Source organism: Paraburkholderia sp. LEh10 (assembly GCF_017814945.1).
GTDB lineage: Bacteria > Pseudomonadota > Gammaproteobacteria > Burkholderiales > Burkholderiaceae > Paraburkholderia.
In genome coordinates, this window is the sequence record NZ_JAGIPX010000004.1 from 193,121 (window position 1) to 211,708 (window position 18,588).

Annotated in this window: 18 protein-coding genes; 10 read left to right on the forward strand and 8 right to left on the reverse strand. The window is 65.4% G+C overall.

The genetic code is table 11. The annotated features are described in order from the left end of the window. Positions 1 to 33: 33 nt before the first annotated feature. From dapD to cls, 5 genes are all read left to right on the forward strand, one after another. Positions 34 to 861: a 2,3,4,5-tetrahydropyridine-2,6-dicarboxylate N-succinyltransferase gene (dapD, locus tag J8I87_RS05105; protein WP_209930352.1), complete on the forward strand. Its 828-nt coding sequence runs from the start codon at positions 34 to 36 to the stop codon at positions 859 to 861. Continuing rightward, positions 861 to 1,259: an ArsC family reductase gene (locus J8I87_RS05110; protein ID WP_209930353.1), complete on the forward strand. Its 399-nt coding sequence runs from the start codon at positions 861 to 863 to the stop codon at positions 1,257 to 1,259. Before dapD ends, J8I87_RS05110 begins: the two co-directional genes overlap by 1 nt. Before the next feature lie 148 nt (positions 1,260 to 1,407). Then, complete coding sequence (gene dapE, locus J8I87_RS05115; protein WP_209930354.1) at positions 1,408 to 2,547, forward strand: succinyl-diaminopimelate desuccinylase; 1,140 nt, start codon at positions 1,408 to 1,410, stop codon at positions 2,545 to 2,547. 15 nt (positions 2,548 to 2,562) lie between these two features. Next, positions 2,563 to 3,450: a 50S ribosomal protein L3 N(5)-glutamine methyltransferase gene (gene prmB / locus J8I87_RS05120; RefSeq protein ID WP_209930355.1), complete on the forward strand. Its 888-nt coding sequence runs from the start codon at positions 2,563 to 2,565 to the stop codon at positions 3,448 to 3,450. Between the two features lie 286 nt (positions 3,451 to 3,736). Next, positions 3,737 to 5,173 carry a cardiolipin synthase gene (gene cls, locus J8I87_RS05125; RefSeq protein WP_209930356.1) on the forward strand — a complete coding sequence of 479 codons (1,437 nt, stop codon included), beginning with the start codon at positions 3,737 to 3,739 and terminating at the stop codon, positions 5,171 to 5,173. Positions 5,174 to 5,258: 85 nt separating this feature from the next. On the opposite strand, the gene J8I87_RS05130 is transcribed toward cls, so the two are convergent. Then, a complete protein-coding gene (locus J8I87_RS05130) occupies positions 5,259 to 5,747 on the reverse strand; it encodes a glutathione peroxidase (protein WP_209930357.1) in 489 nt (162 codons plus the stop codon). Positions 5,748 to 5,876: 129 nt separating this feature from the next. Here J8I87_RS05130 and J8I87_RS05135 point away from each other — a divergent pair, with 129 nt between their 5' ends. Together J8I87_RS05135 and J8I87_RS05140 are read left to right on the forward strand one after the other, a co-directional pair. Beyond that, positions 5,877 to 7,829, forward strand: a complete 1,953-nt coding sequence (locus J8I87_RS05135) for an ATP-binding cassette domain-containing protein (protein WP_209930358.1) — start codon at positions 5,877 to 5,879, stop codon at positions 7,827 to 7,829. Between the two features lie 93 nt (positions 7,830 to 7,922). After that, complete coding sequence (locus J8I87_RS05140) at positions 7,923 to 8,978, forward strand: CaiB/BaiF CoA transferase family protein (protein ID WP_209930421.1); 1,056 nt, start codon at positions 7,923 to 7,925, stop codon at positions 8,976 to 8,978. Between the two features lie 88 nt (positions 8,979 to 9,066). On the opposite strand, the gene J8I87_RS05145 is transcribed toward J8I87_RS05140, so the two are convergent. The 3 genes from J8I87_RS05145 to alr form a co-directional block, all read right to left on the reverse strand. Continuing rightward, the gene (locus J8I87_RS05145; protein ID WP_209930359.1) at positions 9,067 to 9,330 is read right to left on the reverse strand and encodes a DUF2866 domain-containing protein; all 264 of its coding nucleotides are present in this window, start codon (positions 9,328 to 9,330) and stop codon (positions 9,067 to 9,069) included. A 149-nt stretch (positions 9,331 to 9,479) separates the two neighbouring features. Further along, the gene (gene radA / locus J8I87_RS05150) at positions 9,480 to 10,856 is read right to left on the reverse strand and encodes a DNA repair protein RadA (protein ID WP_209930360.1); all 1,377 of its coding nucleotides are present in this window, start codon (positions 10,854 to 10,856) and stop codon (positions 9,480 to 9,482) included. A gap of 56 nt (positions 10,857 to 10,912) precedes the next feature. Next, positions 10,913 to 11,983, reverse strand: a complete 1,071-nt coding sequence (gene alr / locus J8I87_RS05155) for an alanine racemase (RefSeq protein ID WP_209930361.1) — start codon at positions 11,981 to 11,983, stop codon at positions 10,913 to 10,915. Positions 11,984 to 12,202: 219 nt separating this feature from the next. On the opposite strand from alr, the gene lplT reads away from it, so the two are divergent. Together lplT and thiD are read left to right on the forward strand one after the other, a co-directional pair. Then, positions 12,203 to 13,510 (forward strand): lysophospholipid transporter LplT, encoded by a 1,308-nt coding sequence (gene lplT, locus J8I87_RS05160; RefSeq protein WP_209930362.1) that lies wholly within the window; start codon positions 12,203 to 12,205, stop codon positions 13,508 to 13,510. 49 nt (positions 13,511 to 13,559) lie between these two features. After that, on the forward strand, positions 13,560 to 14,366 hold the full coding sequence (thiD, locus tag J8I87_RS05165; RefSeq protein ID WP_209930363.1) for a bifunctional hydroxymethylpyrimidine kinase/phosphomethylpyrimidine kinase: 807 nt from the start codon (positions 13,560 to 13,562) through the stop codon (positions 14,364 to 14,366). 21 nt (positions 14,367 to 14,387) lie between these two features. Here the strand turns inward: thiD and J8I87_RS05170 are convergent, their stop codons facing one another. The 4 genes from J8I87_RS05170 to tsaB are packed head-to-tail and all read right to left on the reverse strand — an operon-like array spanning position 14,388 to position 17,848. After that, entirely contained in the window at positions 14,388 to 15,392 is a 1,005-nt protein-coding gene (locus tag J8I87_RS05170; RefSeq protein WP_209930364.1) for a DUF1853 family protein, read from the reverse strand. Next, positions 15,389 to 16,525, reverse strand: coding sequence for a uracil-DNA glycosylase (locus tag J8I87_RS05175; protein WP_209930365.1), 1,137 nt, complete (start codon positions 16,523 to 16,525; stop codon positions 15,389 to 15,391). Before J8I87_RS05175 ends, J8I87_RS05170 begins: the two co-directional genes overlap by 4 nt. Further along, entirely contained in the window at positions 16,512 to 17,006 is a 495-nt protein-coding gene (gene rimI / locus J8I87_RS05180) for a ribosomal protein S18-alanine N-acetyltransferase (RefSeq protein ID WP_209930366.1), read from the reverse strand. Before rimI ends, J8I87_RS05175 begins: the two co-directional genes overlap by 14 nt. Continuing rightward, positions 17,003 to 17,848 carry a tRNA (adenosine(37)-N6)-threonylcarbamoyltransferase complex dimerization subunit type 1 TsaB gene (gene tsaB / locus J8I87_RS05185; RefSeq protein ID WP_209930367.1) on the reverse strand — a complete coding sequence of 282 codons (846 nt, stop codon included), beginning with the start codon at positions 17,846 to 17,848 and terminating at the stop codon, positions 17,003 to 17,005. The genes rimI and tsaB overlap by 4 nt, the downstream gene beginning before the upstream one ends. 150 nt (positions 17,849 to 17,998) lie before the next feature. Here tsaB and J8I87_RS05190 point away from each other — a divergent pair, with 150 nt between their 5' ends. Beyond that, a complete protein-coding gene (locus J8I87_RS05190; protein WP_209930368.1) occupies positions 17,999 to 18,268 on the forward strand; it encodes an acyl-CoA-binding protein in 270 nt (89 codons plus the stop codon). Positions 18,269 to 18,588: the final 320 nt, after the last annotated feature.

The window sequence follows — 18,588 nt, forward strand, 5'->3', positions numbered from 1 at the left end:
CCCATTTCAACTTTCTCCTGAGACTCCACGAACATGTCGCAACAACTTCAGCAGATCATCGATAACGCCTGGGACAACCGCGCCGAGCTGTCGCCGAAGGCCGCGCCCGCCGAAGTGCGCGAAGCCGTCGCGCATGCGATCGAGCAACTGGACAAGGGCGCGCTGCGCGTCGCCGAAAAGAAGGATGGCGACTGGGTCGTCAACCAGTGGCTGAAGAAGGCCGTGCTGCTGTCGTTCCGCCTCGAGGACAACGCGCCGATGCCCGCCGGCGGCTACTCGCAGTTCTTCGACAAGGTGCCGTCGAAGTTCGCGAACTACACGGCTGAAGACTTCGCGGCAGGCGGCTTCCGCGTCGTGCCGCCCGCCATTGCGCGCCGTGGCTCGTACATCGCGAAGAACGTCGTGCTGATGCCGTCGTACACCAACATCGGCGCGTACGTCGACGAGGGCACGATGGTCGACACGTGGGCCACCGTCGGTTCGTGTGCGCAGATCGGCAAGAATGTGCACCTGTCGGGCGGCGTGGGCATCGGCGGCGTGCTGGAACCACTGCAGGCGAACCCCGTCATCATCGAAGACAACTGCTTCATCGGCGCGCGCTCGGAAGTCGTCGAGGGCGTGATCGTCGAAGAGAACTCGGTGATCTCGATGGGCGTGTACCTCGGCCAGAGCACGAAGATCTACGACCGCGAAACTGGCGAAGTGTCGTATGGCCGCATTCCGGCGGGCTCGGTGGTGGTCGCGGGCAATCTGCCGTCGAAGGACGGCTCGCACAGCCTCTATTGCGCGGTGATCGTCAAGAAGGTGGACGCGAAGACGCGCGCGAAGGTCGGCCTGAACGAACTGCTGCGAGGCGACTGATGGCGGGCGCTGCGGCCAAACGGACCGTCGCGACCGGCGCGACGGGCGCGATCGTCGTGTATGGCATTCCGAACTGCGACACCGTGAAGAAGGCCCGCGTGTGGCTCGAACAACACGGTGTCGAGTTCGAGTTTCATGACTTCAGGAAAGCCGGCGTCAGCGCGCCGCTCGTGAAGGGCTGGCTGAAGGACGTGTCGCTCGACTCGCTGCTGAACCGGCGCGGCACGACATGGCGCGGCCTCGCCGACGACGTGAAGGCGTCCGCCGAAAGCGAAGCCGGCGCGATCGCACTGATGATCGAGAAGCCTTCCGTCATCAAGCGGCCCGTGGTTGTCGTAGACGGCCGCGTGAAGACGCTGGGCTTTTCCGCGGAAAACTACGCGGCGCTGTTCGACTGAACCGGGCCATGCCCGGGCGTTCGTCGCCGCGCATGATGCCGCACCCACATGCTGTTGCCGGCCCTCTCGGGCCGGCATTTTTTCACCCGAGCTTCAAGCGTGGACACCTTGTCCACGTCTGTCCAGTTGGTTGGAAGGAACTGAATCGATGTCCGGCACCCTTGCCCTTACCGAAGCCCTGATCGCCCGTGCGTCCGTCACGCCGGACGACCAGAATTGCCAGCGTCTTCTGATCGAGCGCCTGTCCGCGATCGGTTTCGAATGCGAAACGATCGAATCGAACGGCGTGACCAATCTGTGGGCCGTGAAGCGCGGCGCCGCGGGCAAGGACGGCAAGCTGCTCGCGTTCGCGGGCCACACCGACGTCGTGCCGACGGGCCCGCTCGATCAATGGTCGTCCGCGCCGTTCGAGCCGACTCATCGTGACGGCAAGCTGTATGGCCGCGGCGCCGCTGACATGAAAGCGTCGATCGCGGGCTTCGTGGTGGCGAGCGAGGAATTCGTCGCCGCGCACCCGCGGCATCACGGCTCGCTCGCGCTGCTCATCACGAGCGACGAAGAAGGCCCTGCCACGGACGGCACCGTGAAGGTCGTCGAAGCGCTGCAGGCGCGCGGCGAGCGTCTCGACTATTGCGTCGTGGGCGAGCCGACGTCGAGCGAGAAGTTCGGCGACATGGTGAAGAACGGCCGGCGCGGCTCGATGTCGGGCAAGCTGACCGTCAAGGGCGTGCAAGGCCACATTGCGTATCCGCATCTCGCGAAGAACCCAGTGCATCTGCTTGCGCCTGCCCTCGCGGAACTGGTCGCCGAGCGCTGGGACGACGGCAACGAGTATTTCCCGCCCACCACCTGGCAAGTCTCGAATCTGCACAGCGGCACGGGCGCGACCAACGTCATTCCGGGCCACGCGGAAGTGATGTTCAACTTCCGCTTCTCGACGGCGAGCACGGTCGAAGGGCTGCAAGGCCGCGTGCATCGGATTCTCGACAAGCATGGTCTCGACTACGATCTGAAGTGGACCGTGAGCGGCCTGCCCTTCCTCACCCCGCGCGGCGAGCTGTCGAACGCGCTGGAACAGGCGATCCACGACGAAACGGGCGTCGCGACGGAGCTGTCGACGACGGGCGGCACGTCCGATGGCCGCTTCATCGCGCGTATCTGCAAGCAGGTGGTCGAATTCGGTCCGTTGAATGCGAGCATCCACAAGATCGACGAACATATCGAAGTCGCACATATCGAGCCGCTCAAGAACGTCTACCGACGCGTGCTCGAACAACTGATCGCCTGACGGAGGGCCTCGACCATGACTCATCCGTTTTCCACGGTTCGCGACGTGCTGCGCTACGCGGTGTCGCGCTTCATCCAGGCCGGGCTGTCGTTCGGCCACGGCTCGTCGAACGCTTATGACGAAGCCGCCTATCTCGTGCTGCACACGCTGCATCTGCCCATCGATCTGCTCGATCCGTTTCTCGACGCACGCCTCACTTCCGAGGAAATCGCCGCGGTGCTGAAAGTGATCGAGCGGCGCGCGACGGATCGCGTGCCCGCCGCGTACATCACCCAGGAAGCATGGATGCACGGCTACCGCTTCCATGTCGACGAGCGCGTGATCGTGCCGCGTTCGTTCATCGGCGAGCTGTTGCAGGACGGCCTGCAGCCGTATGTCGAGGACCCCGAGCAGGTTGGCGCCGTGCTCGAGCTGTGCACGGGTTCCGGGTGTCTCGCGATTCTCGCGGCGCACGCGTTCCCGAACGCCGACATCGATGCCGTCGATCTGTCGCCCGCCGCGCTCGAAGTGGCGGCGCGCAATGTCCACGACTATCAGCTCGACGAGCGCATTGCACTGTTCGAAGGCGATCTGTACGCGCCGCTGCCCGAGCGCCGCTACGATGTAATCATCACGAATCCGCCGTATGTGAACGCGGAATCGATGAAGGCGCTGCCCGCCGAGTACAAGCACGAGCCGGAAATGGCGCTCGCGGGCGGCGCGGACGGCATGGATATCGTGCGCCGCATCATCGCCGATGCGCGCAACTGGCTGACAGACGAAGGCGTGCTCGTCGTCGAGATCGGCAACGAGCGCGCGCATGTAGAAGCGGCGTTCGGCGGCCTCGACCTCGTGTGGATGTCCACCAGCGCCGGCGACGACAACGTGTTCCTGATCCAGGCAAGCGACCTGCCCGGCAACTGACTTGAGCGCCCGGCCCGAGCCGGGCATCGCTTCCCGCAACGCACGCCGCCCGCCCAGGCGCCGTGCGTTGCGTGCTTCTGGCCCGAGCGTTCTTTCTGTTTGCATAAGCATCGAATTGCGTAAAAAGCCCCGCGCGCACCGTCGACGCGCGACCGTGACGCGAACGCTTTCGGTAATATGAGCGCGACCGCGCTGCCGCAACCCGAACGCGACGCAAACGCGCCCAGGGCAACTGCAACGGTTACCACGCACCACGCGCAGCGCGACGATCATCGTTCGCACGCTTATGCAATTCGACCTGCTTCACGTCGGCACGCTCGTTTTTCTCGCCCACGCGCTGGGCGTGATCGCGGCTTGTCACGCCATCCTGCACACCCGCACGTCGCAAGGCGCGATTGCGTGGGCGGTATCGCTCGTCGCGATGCCGTACCTGACGCTGATCCCGTATCTCTTTCTCGGCCGCAGCAAGTTCGCTGGCTACGCCGACGCGCGCCGCCTCGAAAATGAAACGCTGCGCACGCGCGCGCATCCGCCCGAGTGGGACACCGAGGCATCGTCACAAGGCCGCCCGACGGAAGCGCTCGGCCATCAGTTCGTGCGCTCGCTCACGCGGCTCGGCGGCATGCCATTCCTGCCCGGCAACAACGTGCGCACGCTGGTGAACGGCGAAGCGACCTTTGCCGCGATTCTCGATGCAATCGAAAACGCGAAGAAGTACGTGATCGTGCAGTTCTTCATCGTGCGCGCCGACGCGCTCGGCGACATGCTGAAGGAAGCGCTGCTCTCGAAGGCCGCGCAAGGCGTGCGCGTGTTCGTGCTGTACGACAGCATCGGCAGCTTCGACCTGCCGCATCGCTATGTCGCGTCGCTGCTCGCGGGCGGCGTGCAGGTGCATCCGTTCGCGACGAACCGCAGGTTCGTCAACCGTTTCCAGCTCAACTTTCGCAACCACCGCAAGATCGTCGTGGTGGACGGCGAGCGCGCGTTCGTCGGCGGCCACAACGTCGGCGTCGAGTACCTGGGCAGCAAGCCGCCCCTTTCGCCGTGGCGCGATACGCATATCGAAGTGCGCGGGCCCGCTGTTGCGAGCATTCAGTTCGTCTTCACGGAAGACTGGTACTGGGCCACGCAGCAACTGCTGCAATTCGATTCGCCGCCGTTCGCGCCGGGCGACGGCATGCACTGCCTCGTCCTGCCGACAGGCCCCGCCGACAAGCAGGAAACCTGTTCGCTGTTCTTCGTCGAAGCGATCAACGCGGCACGCGAGCGCATCTGGATCACGACGCCGTACCTCGTCCCCGACGAGGCCGTGTTCGCGGCGTTGCGGCTCGCGGCGCTGCGCGGCGTCGATGTGCGCATCCTGATTCCGAGCCGGCGTGATCACCGGGTCGTGTTCGAGGCGTCGAAGCTCTACGCATATGACTCCATCCGCGCGGGCGTGCGGATCTTCCGCTATCTTCCGGGCTTTTTGCACCAGAAGGTGGTGCTGATCGACGACGTCGCCGCCGCCGTCGGCAGCGCGAATCTCGACAACCGGTCGTTTCGCCTGAACTTCGAGATCATGGTGCTGACCGTCGACCGCGGCTTCGCCGCCGAGGTCGAAGGGATGCTACAGCGCGACTTCGCCGAATCGTTCGAGATCGACCGCGGCGAATATCGCAACGCGCCCGCGTTGCGGCGCGTCGTGATGCACGTGGCGCGGCTTTTTGCGCCGATCCTGTAGCGCGCGGCATTTTGCGCCGATCCTGGCGCGCGGCTTTTGCGCCCTGTTTGCGCCCGTTCCGTAACGCTTGCCGCGCGTCACGCGCTCAGAGCAGCGCCTCGATATCATCGATGATCGTTTCGGGCTTCGTGGTCGGCGCATAACGCTTGACGACCTTGCCGTCGCGATCGACCAGAAATTTCGTGAAATTCCACTTGATCGCCTCGAGCCCGAGCACGCCGGGCGCCTCGTCCTTCAGGTATTTGAAGAGGGGATGCGCGTCCGAGCCGTTGACCTCGATCTTGTCGAACATCTGGAACGTGACGCCGTAGTTCTTCTCGCAGAAGTCGCCGATCTGCGCAGCGTCGCCGGGCTCCTGCTTGCCAAACTGGTTGCACGGGAAACCCAGCACCTCGAGCCCGCGCGCCGCGTACTGCTCGTGCAGCTTCTGCAAGCCTGCGTATTGGGGCGTGAAGCCGCATTCGCTCGCCGTGTTGACGATCAGCAGCACCTTGCCGTCGTAACGTTCGAGACTGATCGGCTCGCCGCCCAATGCGCGCGCCGAAAAGGAATAAATCGAAGACTTGTCCGTCATCTGTTGCCCTCCACGAATGTTGTTCAGTCTAAAGACTCCGGTGGCGCGCGCCACCTGGCCGAACGGCCAATGCCTGAGCGCGCGCTGCGCAGTCTAAAATAGCGTTTTTCCTCAAGCCGGCCTTCCGTTGTGATCCGCTTCAACCAGTTCAGTCTCGCGCGCGGCACGAAGCCGCTCTTCGAACAAACCACGTTCACGCTCAATCCCGGCGAGAAAGCCGGTCTCGTGGGCGCGAACGGCGCGGGCAAATCGACTCTGTTCTCCGTGCTGCTCGGCGAGCTGCACGCGGACGGTGGCGATTTCTCGATGCCGCCGTCGTGGCAAACCGCGCACGTGGCGCAGGAGACGCCCGCCGTCGACAAGACCGCGCTCGACTACACGCTCGACGGTGACGCGGCGTTGCGCGCGATCGAAGCGCGCATCGCGTCCGCCTCCGCCGCGCATGACGGCGCCGCCGAAGCCGAAGCGCACGCCGCGTTCGCCGATGCCGACGGCTACACGGCGCCCGCGCGCGCCGAAGCGTTGCTGCTCGGCCTGGGCTTCACGCTCGAACAGACGCGTGCGAGCGTCGGCAGCTTCTCGGGCGGCTGGCGCATGCGCCTTAATCTCGCGCAGGCGCTGATGTGCCGCTCGGACCTCCTGCTGCTGGACGAGCCGACCAATCACCTCGACCTCGACGCAATCGTCTGGCTCGAAGAGTGGCTGCATCGCTATCCGGGCACGCTCATCGTGATCTCGCACGACCGCGAATTTCTCGATTCGGTCTGCAATGTTACGCTGCATCTCGAGAACCAGCAGATCAAGCGGTATGGCGGCAACTACTCGCAGTTCGAAGTGCTGCGCGCGCAGCAACTCGCGCTGCAACAAAGCGCTTACGAGAAACAGCGCAAGACCATCGAGCATCTGCAGAGCTTCGTCAACCGCTTCAAGGCGAAGGCGACCAAGGCGCGCCAGGCGCAAAGCCGCATGAAGGCGCTCGAAAAGATGGAGCTGATCGCGCCCGCGCATATCACTTCGCCTTTCACATTCGAATTCCGCGCGCCCGACTCCGCGCCGAACCCGATGATGGTGATGGAAGAGGTGCGTTGCGGCTATCGCGCGGCGGACGGCGGCGAGATTCCGATCGTCGAGCGTGTCGCGCTGTCCATCCAGAACGGCCAGCGCATCGGCCTGCTCGGCGCGAACGGCCAGGGCAAGTCCACGCTCATCAAGACGCTTGCGGGCACGCTCGAACCGCTCGGCGGGCACGTTCGCGAAGGCAAGGGCCTGAAGATCGGCTATTTCGCGCAACATCAGCTGGAAACGCTGCGGCCCGACGACTCTGCGTTGCAGCACCTGTCGCGCCTCGCGCCCGACACGCGCGAACAGGAACTGCGCGACTTCCTCGGCAGCTTCAACTTCTCCGGCGACATGGCGACCGCGGCCATCGCGCCCTTCTCCGGCGGCGAGAAGGCACGGCTCGCGCTCGCGTTGATCATCTGGCAAAAACCGAATCTGCTGCTGCTCGACGAGCCGACCAACCACCTCGACCTCGAAACGCGCCATGCGCTGACGATGGCGCTCGCGCAGTTCGAAGGCACGCTGATCCTCGTATCGCACGACCGTCATTTGCTGCGCGCGACCACGGACCAGTTTATGCTCGTCGCGAAGCACAAGCTGCAGCCGTTCGACGGCGATCTCGACGATTATCGCGACTGGCTGCTGCAGCACGCCGCCGAGCAGCGCGCCGCGCTGAAGGCTGCCGATGTATCCGCGTCCGGCAACGGCAGTGGCGCGAACGGCGCGGACACGTCGGTGAACCGCAAGGAGCAGCGCCGGCAGGAGGCGGAAACGCGCCAGAAACTGGCGCACCTGAAGAAGCCGTTGCAGAACCGCATCGCGAAGATCGAGAAGGAAATGGACGCGCTCAACGCGGAAAAGGCGACGCTCGATACCTTCGTCGCCGATCCCGCAAGCTACGCCGCCGACCAGAAAACGAAGCTGACGGAGGCGATCCGCCGTCAGGCAGATGTCAATGCACGCCTCGAAACGCTCGAAGCCGATTGGCTCGAAGCGCACGAGGAACTCGAACAAATCGGCTGACGGCCCTCCGCGCTGGCGAAGGACAACACGGGGGGAACTTAGGCCGACGGGCAATTCAGGGAGGGCTGTGCCTTGTCGTCTACTGCTGCCGCACTGAAGGGCTTGCGCGTGCTCGATCTGTCGCGTCTGCTGCCCGGTCCCGTCGCGACGCTCAGGCTCGCGGAAATGGGCGCCGACGTACTGAAGATCGACGCGCCCGGCGCCGGCGACGCGACACGCACGATGATGCAAAGCAGCGCCGACCGCTTGGCGGGACGTCCGGGCGCGTTCTACCGGCTCGTGAATCGCGGCAAGCGCGAAACCCGGCTCGACCTGAAGTCCGAAGGCGGACGGACCGTGCTGATGGCGCTTGCGCGCGAAGCGGACGTGCTGATCGAAAGCTTCCGGCCCGGCGTGATGGAGCGGCTCGGCCTCGGCTACGACGTGCTGCGTGTGATCAATCCAAAGCTCGTCTATTGCGCGATTTCGGGCTATGGCGCGCACGGGCCCTACGCGCAGCTGGCCGGGCACGATCTGAACTACATCGGTTATGCGGGCGTGCTCGACCAGCTTGCGTCGCGCGACGGTGCGCCCATCCTCCCCAATTTCCAGATCGCCGATCTGCTGGGCGGCGCGCTGTCCGCCGTCAGTCAGATACTCGCCGCCTTGTGGGCGGTGGCGCGCGGCGGCGATGGGCGCTTTGTCGATGTGTCGATGGCGCATTGCACGTACGCGAACAACGTCGTCGCGCAGGTGGCGCTCGCCAACGACGGCACGTCGCCCGTCGCGGGCAGCAGCCTGCTGAACGGCGGCGTCCCCTGCTACAACCTGTATCGCACGCTCGACGGACGCTGGCTCGCCGTCGGCGCGCTCGAACTCAAGTTCTGGGAAACCCTCTGCATGGCGCTCGACCGCCCCGAGTGGGCGACGCGTCACTGGAGTCTCGGCCAGGCGATTGCCGGCCCTGACGCCCTGCAGCTGGTCAAGGAGATGGCCGACGTGATCGCGACGCGCCCGCTCGACGAATGGGCCGCATTGCTGGTGCCGCTGGATTGCTGCGTGTCGCCCGTGCTGACGGCGGCGGAAGCCGCGCAGCATCCGCTCTTCAATATGCACGCGCGCGACGCGCTGACGGCTCAACAGCAGGGATCTTGCACGGGCCCCGAATAGCGGCCTGAAGCTTCAGCTCTGGCAGACAGGACAATGGCGCCGGCATCGGATGGGGCCGGCGCTTCGTTTTGCCGGGCCGGGCATCGCGTCAACGTCGCGGCAGCGTCTGCCTCGGCTCGCGTTCGTCATCGACCAGCCGATGCCTGCGCCCTTCCACGTGATGGCGGATCGTTGCCCGGACTTCGTCTGCCGTCACGTTCTCCGCGACCACGCGCCGCGAAATCTGCCCGGCCGTGTCGATCCATTCGACGATCCGGCATCCGCCGCCCCACGGCTGCTGAATAGGCGCGGACACACGGCAGCCGCGCAAATTCGAGAGACGCTCACCCGACGATTCATGAGACTGTTTCAAGACGTCTTCCTTTTCTACTCGTCACATTGCATTGACGAGGATAGGGAAAACGAAAGTCCGCTGGGTTACAGCCACGGTTGAGATATTTACGGCAGATTACGGCGGCAAGCCGACGTAGGCAGACGCCGCCCGATATTGCGCCGAATTCGCTACTCCAGGGTGCGCATTCGGTCAATGGCCTGCTCAATGCGTTCGACGGCGATGACCTGCAATCCGTCGATGGTTTGCTTGGGCGCGTTTGCCTTCGGAATCAGCGCGATTGAGAACCCGAGCTTTGCGGCTTCCTTCAGACGTTCCTGGCCGCGCGGAGATGGACGGATTTCGCCCGCCAAACCGACTTCGCCGAACACGATCAAGCCCTTCGGCAGCGGCTTGTTGCGCATCGAAGAATGAATGGCGAGCAGCACGGCGAGGTCGGCGGCGGGCTCGGTGATCTTCACGCCGCCCACGGCGTTCAGGAACACGTCCTGATCGAAGCATGCAATGCCCGCGTGCCGGTGGAGCACGGCGAGCAGCATCGCGAGCCGGTTCTGTTCGAGGCCGACGGCAAGCCGCCGCGGATTCGGCACGTTGGCCGTATCGACGAGCGCCTGCACCTCGACCAGCAGCGGCCGCGTGCCCTCCTGCGTGACGAGCACGCACGAGCCCGGCACGATCTGCTCGTGCTGCGACAGGAACAGCGCCGACGGATTCGCGACGCCGCGCAAGCCGCGTTCCGTCATCGCGAACACGCCCAGTTCGTTGACGGCGCCGAAACGGTTCTTGAACGCGCGCACGAGGCGGAACGACGAATGCGTGTCGCCTTCGAAATACAGCACGGTATCGACGATGTGTTCGAGCACGCGCGGGCCCGCCAGATTGCCCTCCTTCGTCACGTGGCCGACCATGATGATGGCCGTGCCCGACTGCTTCGCGACGCGCGTCAGTTGCGCCGCGCATTCGCGCACCTGCGCAACCGAGCCCGGCGCCGAGGTCAGCGCTTCCGAATAGATCGTCTGGATCGAGTCGATCACGGCGACGTCCGGCTTTTCGTCGGCGATGGTCGCCTGGATTTTTTCGAGCTGGATTTCGGCGAGCAGCTTGAGTTCGCTCGCGTGCGCCCCCGGTTCGAGCAGCGACAACCGTTGCGCGCGCAACGCAATCTGCGCCGCCGACTCTTCGCCGCTCACATAGAGCGCGCGCCGCTCGCTGGCGATTTCCGCGAGCGACTGTAACAGCAGCGTCGATTTGCCGATGCCCGGATCGCCGCCGATCAACACGACGCCGCCCGCCACCAGGCCGCCGCCCAGCACCCGGTCGAACTCCCCGACGCCGGTCGAGAAACGCGGCACGTCCGACGCCTCGATATCGGCGAGGCGCTGCACCGGCTGGCTCTTCGCGAGCGCCTGAAAGCGGTGCGCGGAAGGCGACTCCGCGACGCTTTCCACGAGCGTGTTCCACGCGTGACACGCCGGGCACTGGCCCTGCCACTTCGGTGCCTGCCCGCCACATTCCGTGCAGGTGTACAACGTTTTCTGTTTAGCCAACTTGTGTCGTCACGCGTGGTTGTTGTTGATGTCGTCAAGCGGTGCGAGCACGCGCGTCATTCGGCGCGCACCGGCACGCGCGGCGCGACGGCGCACATCAGCTCGTAGCCGATCGTGCCGCACGCCTGCGCGACGTCGTCGATGGGCAGTTGCGCGCCCCACAGCTCGACCCGCGAGCCGACGCTCGCCTGCGGACAGGGTGTGAGATCGACAGTGATCATGTCCATCGACACACGGCCGACGATCCGCGTGGGGATGCCGTCGACGATCACGGGCGTGCCTTCTGGCGCGATGCGCGGATAGCCATCCGCATAGCCGCACGCGACGACGCCGATGCGCATGCCGTCGCTCGCGGTGTAGATCGAGCCGTAGCCGATCGTGCTGCCTTCCGTGAGCGTCTGCACCGCGATGATTTCGGAAGCGAGTGTCATGGCCGGCTGCAGGCCCGTGTCCTTGATCGCCGCGTTCACGCCCGACGGCGATGCGCCGTACAGCATCACGCCCGGGCGCACCCAGTCGAAATGCGATTCCGGATACCAGAGCGTCGCGGCCGAATTGGCGAGGCTGCGCGCGCCCGCGATACCCTGCGCGCCGCGCTCGAACGCTTCCATCTGGTGTGTGATGCCGCGCTCGCTGTCGGCATCCGAGAAATGGGTCATCAGCGTGATCTGGCCGACGCCCTGGCATGCCCGCGCGCGTTCCCACGCGGCGCGGAACCTGTCCGGCGTGTAGCCGAGACGATTCATGCCGCTGTTCATCTTCAGCTGGATATTGACGGGTTTGGACAGGCGCGCCATTTCCAGCATGCGCAATTGCTCGTCCGAATGCAGCGCTGTAGTGAGGCTGTAGCGGTCGATCACGTCGATGTCGGTGGGCCGGAAAAAGCCCTCGAGCAGCAAAATCGGCCCCGCCCACCCCAATTCACGCAACTTCACGGCTTCTTCGAGGTCGAGCAAACCAAAGCCGTCGGTTGCGCGCAAGCCGGGGAACGCCCGTGCGAGCCCGTGACCATAGGCATTGGCCTTGACGACGGCCCAGATTTTGGACTTCGGCGCATAACGGCGTGCGACTGCGAGATTATTGGCGAGAGCGGCGGTATGGATCGTGGCTGAGACTGGGCGCGGCATGGGATATTTTCGTAAAGACATCGTCGAATCAGTAGCTTACAGTGCGTTTTCAATACACCGGAGGCAACCGTGACAATGCGATCAAGGATTCTGCTAGTCGGGATTCGGCTATTTTCATGATATAAAGCCGTGCGCACAACCCATTTCGAACGGAATAAGCCCGGATGCCCACTCGGCGGCCGGGGCGGACAGACCGCAGCGAGGAAAGCATCGCATCAGATGAAAAAAGGTTTTTACACCATTATGGCCGCGCAGTTTTTCTCCTCGCTGGCCGACAATGCGCTTCTGATCGCTGCTATTGCACTGCTGAAAGATCTTCACGCCCCGAACTGGATGACGCCGCTGCTCAAGCTGTTTTTTGTGCTGTCGTACGTCGTGCTCGCGGCTTTCGTCGGCGCCTTCGCGGATTCCCGTCCGAAGGGCCGCGTGATGTTCGTCACCAACACGATCAAGGTGGTCGGCTGCGTTGCGATGCTGGTCGGCGCGCATCCTCTCATCGCGTATGGGATCGTCGGCTTCGGCGCGGCCGCGTACTCGCCCGCCAAGTACGGCATTCTCACCGAACTGCTGCCGCCTGACCGGCTCGTCGCCGCGAACGGCTGGATCGAAGGCACGACCGTCGGCTCGATCATTCTCGGCACCGTGCTCGGCGGCGCGCTGATCAGCCCGCACATCGCGTCGCACATCATCAAGCACACGCCCGCCGCCATCAGCACGCCGGCGGAAGCGGCGATGCTGATCATCATTCTGATCTACGCAATCGCGGCGCTCTTCAATCTGCGCATTCCGGACACGGGCGCCCGCTATCCGCGCCAAGAGCACGGCCCCATCAAGCTGATCACCGATTTCGCCGACTGCTTCCTCGTGCTCTGGCGCGACAAGCTCGGCCAGATCTCGCTCGCCGTGACGACGCTCTTCTGGGGCGCGGGCGCGACCCTGCAGTTCATCGTGCTGAAGTGGGCCGAAGTGTCGCTCGGCATGTCGCTGTCGGAAGGCGCGATCCTGCAGGCTGTCGTCGCCGTCGGCGTCGCGGCGGGCGCGATGATCGCCGCCGCGCGCGTGCCGCTGAAGAAATCGCTGTCGGTGCTGCCCGTCGGTATCGTGATGGGCATTGCCGTCATGCTGATGGCCTTCTATACGAAGCACCTGTTTCCGTCGCATTGGGGCATCAACTACGGCCGGATGCACATCCCCGGCTATCTGATCTTTGCCTATATCTTCCTGATGGTCGTCGGCGCGCTGTCGGGCTTTTTCGTGGTGCCAATGAACGCACTGCTTCAGCATCGCGGACACGTGCTGCTGTCGGCGGGCCACTCGATCGCCGTGCAGAACTTCAACGAGAACCTGTCTGTGCTCGTGATGCTGTGTCTGTACGCGGTGCTCGTGTGGCTCGACGTGCCCGTCGCCATCGTCATCGTGCTGTTCGGCACCTTCGTCTGCGTGATGATGTGGCTCGTGATGCGCCGCCATCAGGCGAACCAGCGCGCGTTCGATTCGGTGGCGCTGATCGGCGAAGCGCGGCACTGACGCCCGCGCTGCGTCGTCCCTGCGCGCGCTCCGCTTTTCAGACTTTCCCATGACCCGACCGATACCCAATGTTCTGACGATCGCCGGCTCCGATTCCGGCGGCGGCGCCGGCATCCAGGCCGACCTCAAGGCTTTCTCGGCGCTCGGCGCATATGGCGCAAGCGTGATCACCGCCTTGACGGCGCAGAACACGCGCGGCGTGACGGCCATTCATACGCCCGATCCCGCGTTCGTCGTCGCGCAACTGGACGCCGTCTTCGACGACATCCGCATCGATGCCGTGAAGATCGGCATGCTGGCGAATGCGTCGATCGTGCGCGCCGTCGCCGATGCGCTGCGCCGTCATCAGCCGAAACACGTGGTGCTCGACACGGTGATGATCTCGAAGAGCCATCATGCGCTGCTCGCGCCCGACGCCGTCGATGCCGTGCGTGACGAACTGCTGCCGCTCGCCGATCTATTGACGCCGAATCTGCCCGAAGCGGCCGCGCTGCTCGGCACGGCAAGCGCGGCGGACGAAGCGGCGATGGTCGATCAGGGTGAAGCGCTGCGCAAGCTGGGCGCGCGCGCCGTGCTGATGAAAGGCGGCCACCTGGCTGCCGCCGACAGCCCCGACTGGCTCATTCAGGACAGCGGCGCGATGCGCGTCGCCGGTCCGCGCGTGCCCGTGAAGAACACGCACGGTACGGGCTGCACTTTGTCGTCGGCGATCGCGGCGCTGATTCCGCAGCGCGACGATCTGGCGAGCGCCGTCGCCGACGCGAAAAGCTGGCTCACGGGCGCGCTCGAACAGAGCGGCCGACTCGACGTCGGGCATGGCGTCGGGCCTGTGCATCATTTTTATCGCTGGTGGTAACCGGGCCGCGCCGGCAGTCCATCAGTCGCGCGCCGGCCGGCGCGCAAACGCCTGCGCCCGCTCGGGCCAGTCGTCGGGCACGATGAAGCCGCGCGAGCGCTCGATCCACTTCCCTTCTGCATGCCCGACGAAAGCGGCCACCATCGTCGGTCCCGTCTGATGCGCGAGTTGCTGCTCGAGCGTCGCGGCGGACACGAAGCTCGATGCATGGCCCGCGTCATGAACACGCGGCGCGAGCCACTCGAGCCTTGGCAGCAGAATCCACGCATCGGCGTGATCCGCCGAAAACGACGGCCACTCAGCGCGTGTCGACCACCAGCCGCGAGCGTGCGCGGGATCGATCTCGACAGGATCGCGCGCGCCTGAGCCGTTGCGATAGAAGAGCCAGCCTTTGACGAACATCTGCGCGTCCCACGGCCCGCGATGACCGAGCGACGCGAACTCTTCGCGCGCGCTCAGCCGCAACTGGTGATCGAGCAGGTGCGCGAGCTTCAGATCGAAACGATCCTGCAGATTCGGGCCGACGTAACTCGCCAATGCGTTGGCCAATGCGCCGGATGACGCGTCCAGGCCGTCGCCCGCGTGCAGATAGCATTTGACAGCCAGCTCCCAATGCAGCCGTCTGCCCGTCTGCGTCTCGACGAGGAAATCGCATTCGCCGAGCGTCACGCCCGCGCGCCGCAGCGGCACGTTGGCTGCGATCAGCCGCGCGGCCGGGCCGTGCTTCAGAAACCACGCGAGCAGACACTCGGCATAGCGGCCGAGGCGCGTCACGCGCGCCGCCGCGATGTGACGATGCAACGGAGCGGGATCGGCGTCCTGCGCTTCGAGCCAGTCCATCGTCGCGGCGGCTTGCTCAGGCGATTCGAACGGCGCGGCGAGCACGCCTCCCGGCGGTTGCGCGCGCAACAGGTCCGGGCTGAACAGAAGCCATCCGATGTCGCGCACGGCGGCATCGGACAGCGCATCGAGCCGCGCCGCTGACGGCGCCTCGAACGAAGCGGTCGGCCCGGCCGCGTCCATCATTTCGCCGCGTCCCGTTGCGCTGCCGCGTCGCGCCAGGTGTCGCGGGCAAGGCACAGGTCCTGCCACGACTTCGCCTTGTCGCCGAGGCTGCGCAGCAGATACGCGGGATGGTAAGTAACGATGACGGGCACGCCCTCGTATTCGTGGACGCGTCCACGCAGCGACGAAATGCTCGCTTCCGTCTTCAGAAGGCTCTGCGCGGCGAAGCGGCCGAGTGCGACGATCAGCTTCGGCTTGACGAGCGCCACCTGGCGTTGCAGATACGGCTCGCAACGCGCGACTTCGTCCGGCTCCGGATTGCGGTTGCCGGGCGGACGGCACTTGATCACGTTGGCGATGTAGACGTTCGTGCCACGCGCGAGATCGAGCGAGCGCAGCATGTTGTCGAGCAGCTTGCCCGCCTGGCCGACGAAGGGCTCGCCTTGCCTGTCCTCGTTCTCGCCGGGCGCTTCGCCGATCAGCATCCAGTCGGCTTCGCGATCGCCGACGCCGAACACCGCGTTCGTGCGCTTCTCGCACAGACGGCAGCGCTCGCACGCCGACACGCGCGCTTCAAGCGCGGTCCAGTCGAGCGTCTCGATGGGCGGCTGCGCGGAGTGGTCCGCTTTCGCGTCGACGTGTATTGGCGCTCCGGCAGGGAGATCGTCGAACCATGCGAAATCGTCATCGGGCAAAGGCGGCGCTGCGTCGGCCGCAGGCTGACGTGCGCTGCGCTCAGGCTGCGCATCGGCGGGAGGCGTGCTGACCGGCTCAACCGGCTGACGTTCGGCTTGCGTGGCAATGCCGGGCGCGGTGCGTTCGTCTATGGCCGCGCCGCTTTCATGTGAAGCAGCGGCTGCGTACGAATCGCGGTTCGCGAGTGTCGCGGCCGTGCCGGCTTCTGCGCGCGGCGCCCCGGCAGCATGTCCGGCTTGTGTGGCCTGCTCGTCCCCTGACGCGGCGGCGGCCCCCGCCCCGGCGTCCGGCCGGCGATCCGCAGAAGCAACGTGCGGCGCCTGCTGTCGTTCGCTCACCGCAACATCGGCGGCGCCATTGCGCGCCTGTGACTCGACGGCGGCGCCCAGTGCGAGCCCGCGCCGCACCCACATCGGCGCGAGACCCAGTACTTCCAGCGCGGATTCATGCAGCGCCATCGGCGCCCTCCTTCACGAAACTGAAACGCATGACGATGGCGTCCTCCCGGCTGCGATGCCGCGCCGGATAGTAGTTCTTGCGGCGGCCAATCGACGCGAAACCAAAGCGCTCATACAGCTTGATCGCGCGATGGTTCGACGGCCGCACTTCGAGCAGCATTCCCGCGAGCTTTTCGCCGCGCGCGATGCGCACGGCTTCGCGCAGCAGCGCGAGGCCCGCACCCGCATGCTGCGCAACGGGTGCGACGCACAGATTGAGCAGATGCATTTCATCGACGACGGGCATCAGCACGCAATAGCCGATCAGCGTGCCCGTCACATGCCGCAGACACACGCCGAAGTACCCATTGCGCAGCGAGTCTTCGAAATTGCCGCGGCTCCACGGAAACTCGTAGGCGAGCTTTTCGATGGCGGCAACCTCGTCGAGATCGCCCTCCGTCATCGGCGACATGTAGCGGTCCGCGAGCAGCACGCCGCTCATCGCGCGCCCTCGTCGTCGGCGGCATCGGCCGAAGCGTGGGTGGCACGAGCGCGCTGCGCCGAACCGGCTGCCGGCGCGTGCTGCGCGGCTTTCGCCGCGAGCCGTTCTTGCGTGGTTTGCGCGACCTTGTCGCGGATGTATTCGGGCGCGGCCTGGTCAGCGGGCAGCGTGCGGCCCGCGCGAAACGCCCGCAGCGCCGCGAATGCGATGGGCAGCGCGTGCGGCACTGCCTCGTGATCGACGCCGCGCGCGACGCCCGCCGCCTTCAGACGCTCGCCGAATGCCGTTGCGGCATTGCCCGCCAGCGTGAACGGCTGATCAGGCAAGACGAGCGCATCGGGCGCGGCGAGCGAAGCGGGATGGACCGTGCGCCACTCGCCGAGGTGTTCGTCCCACGCGTAGTCGGCCCAATAGACTTCGTCCATGCGGGCGTCGAGCGCCGCAATCACGCGCGTAGCCGACGGGTCGCGCCTGCGCGCGCTCTCGGCGCACGCGAGCAGCGTGCCGATGGGCACCACCGGGCAATTCAGCCCGAAGGCCAGTCCTTGCGCCACACCCGTCGCGGTGCGCAGCCCCGTGAACGAGCCCGGGCCCGCGCCGAACGCAATCGCGTTGCAGGCGGCGAGCGCGAGGCCCGCTTCGTCGAACAGCTCGCGGATGGCGGGAAGAAGCCGCGTGCTGGAGACGGCGCCCGTCGCCTCATGCCGCACCCAGACGCGCGGCTCGGCAGCAGGCGCGTTCGTCTGGGCCGATGACGCATCATCGGCGCAATGGGTGGACAGCAGTGCGACCGAGCAGAATTCGGTCGAAGTATCGAGGGCGAGCAGCACGGTTTTCGTCATGACCGCTATTGTAATGCGGCGCCCAGCGTCGCCGGATGCCAACACGACACGACCGGCGACGCGCCGCGTCTGGAAGGATCGCTCCAGCCGCGCGCCGGATGACCCTTGCTATGATCGACGCCCTATCTCGAATAAAGCATGGAGGATCTGATGAGCGACGTGGACGGTCTCTTCGCAAAGGCACAAGAAGATGTGAAGCAACTGCCGGAGCGTCCGGGCAACCTCACGCTGCTGCGCCTGTACGCGCTCTTCAAGCAGGCCACCGACGGCGACGTGCACGGCGACAAGCCCGGCTTCACGGATATCGTCGGCAAGTACAAGTACGACGCCTGGGCCGCGCTGCAAGGCACCGCGCCGGACACGGCCAAACAGCAATACGTCCAGCTGGTCGAGTCGCTGAAAAGCGGCACGGCAGCCTGATTCCCGGCAATAGCCGCAATCGCTTAATTCCTCTTACCATTTCGACGGCTTCATTCGGAAAGCTCTTAACGGTGGCGCAGTGCAGCAATTATCGATATAATGCTGGCTGCGCTTTCACCGCTTCCATCCGGTCCGATGCTGTGGCCGTTGTGGGAAAAGCGCCTCGTAGCGTTTAGCTCCAATCCAGTTTAGAACCTGTCCCCTCCTGCAAGGCCCCACCGGCCGTCAAGTCCAGGCTGGCGGCAAGCCAATCCCGGCCTGTCGCATTCGATACAGCTTCTAACAAGAAACTCGCCTTCATTGTCGCGAGTTGCCCCCGT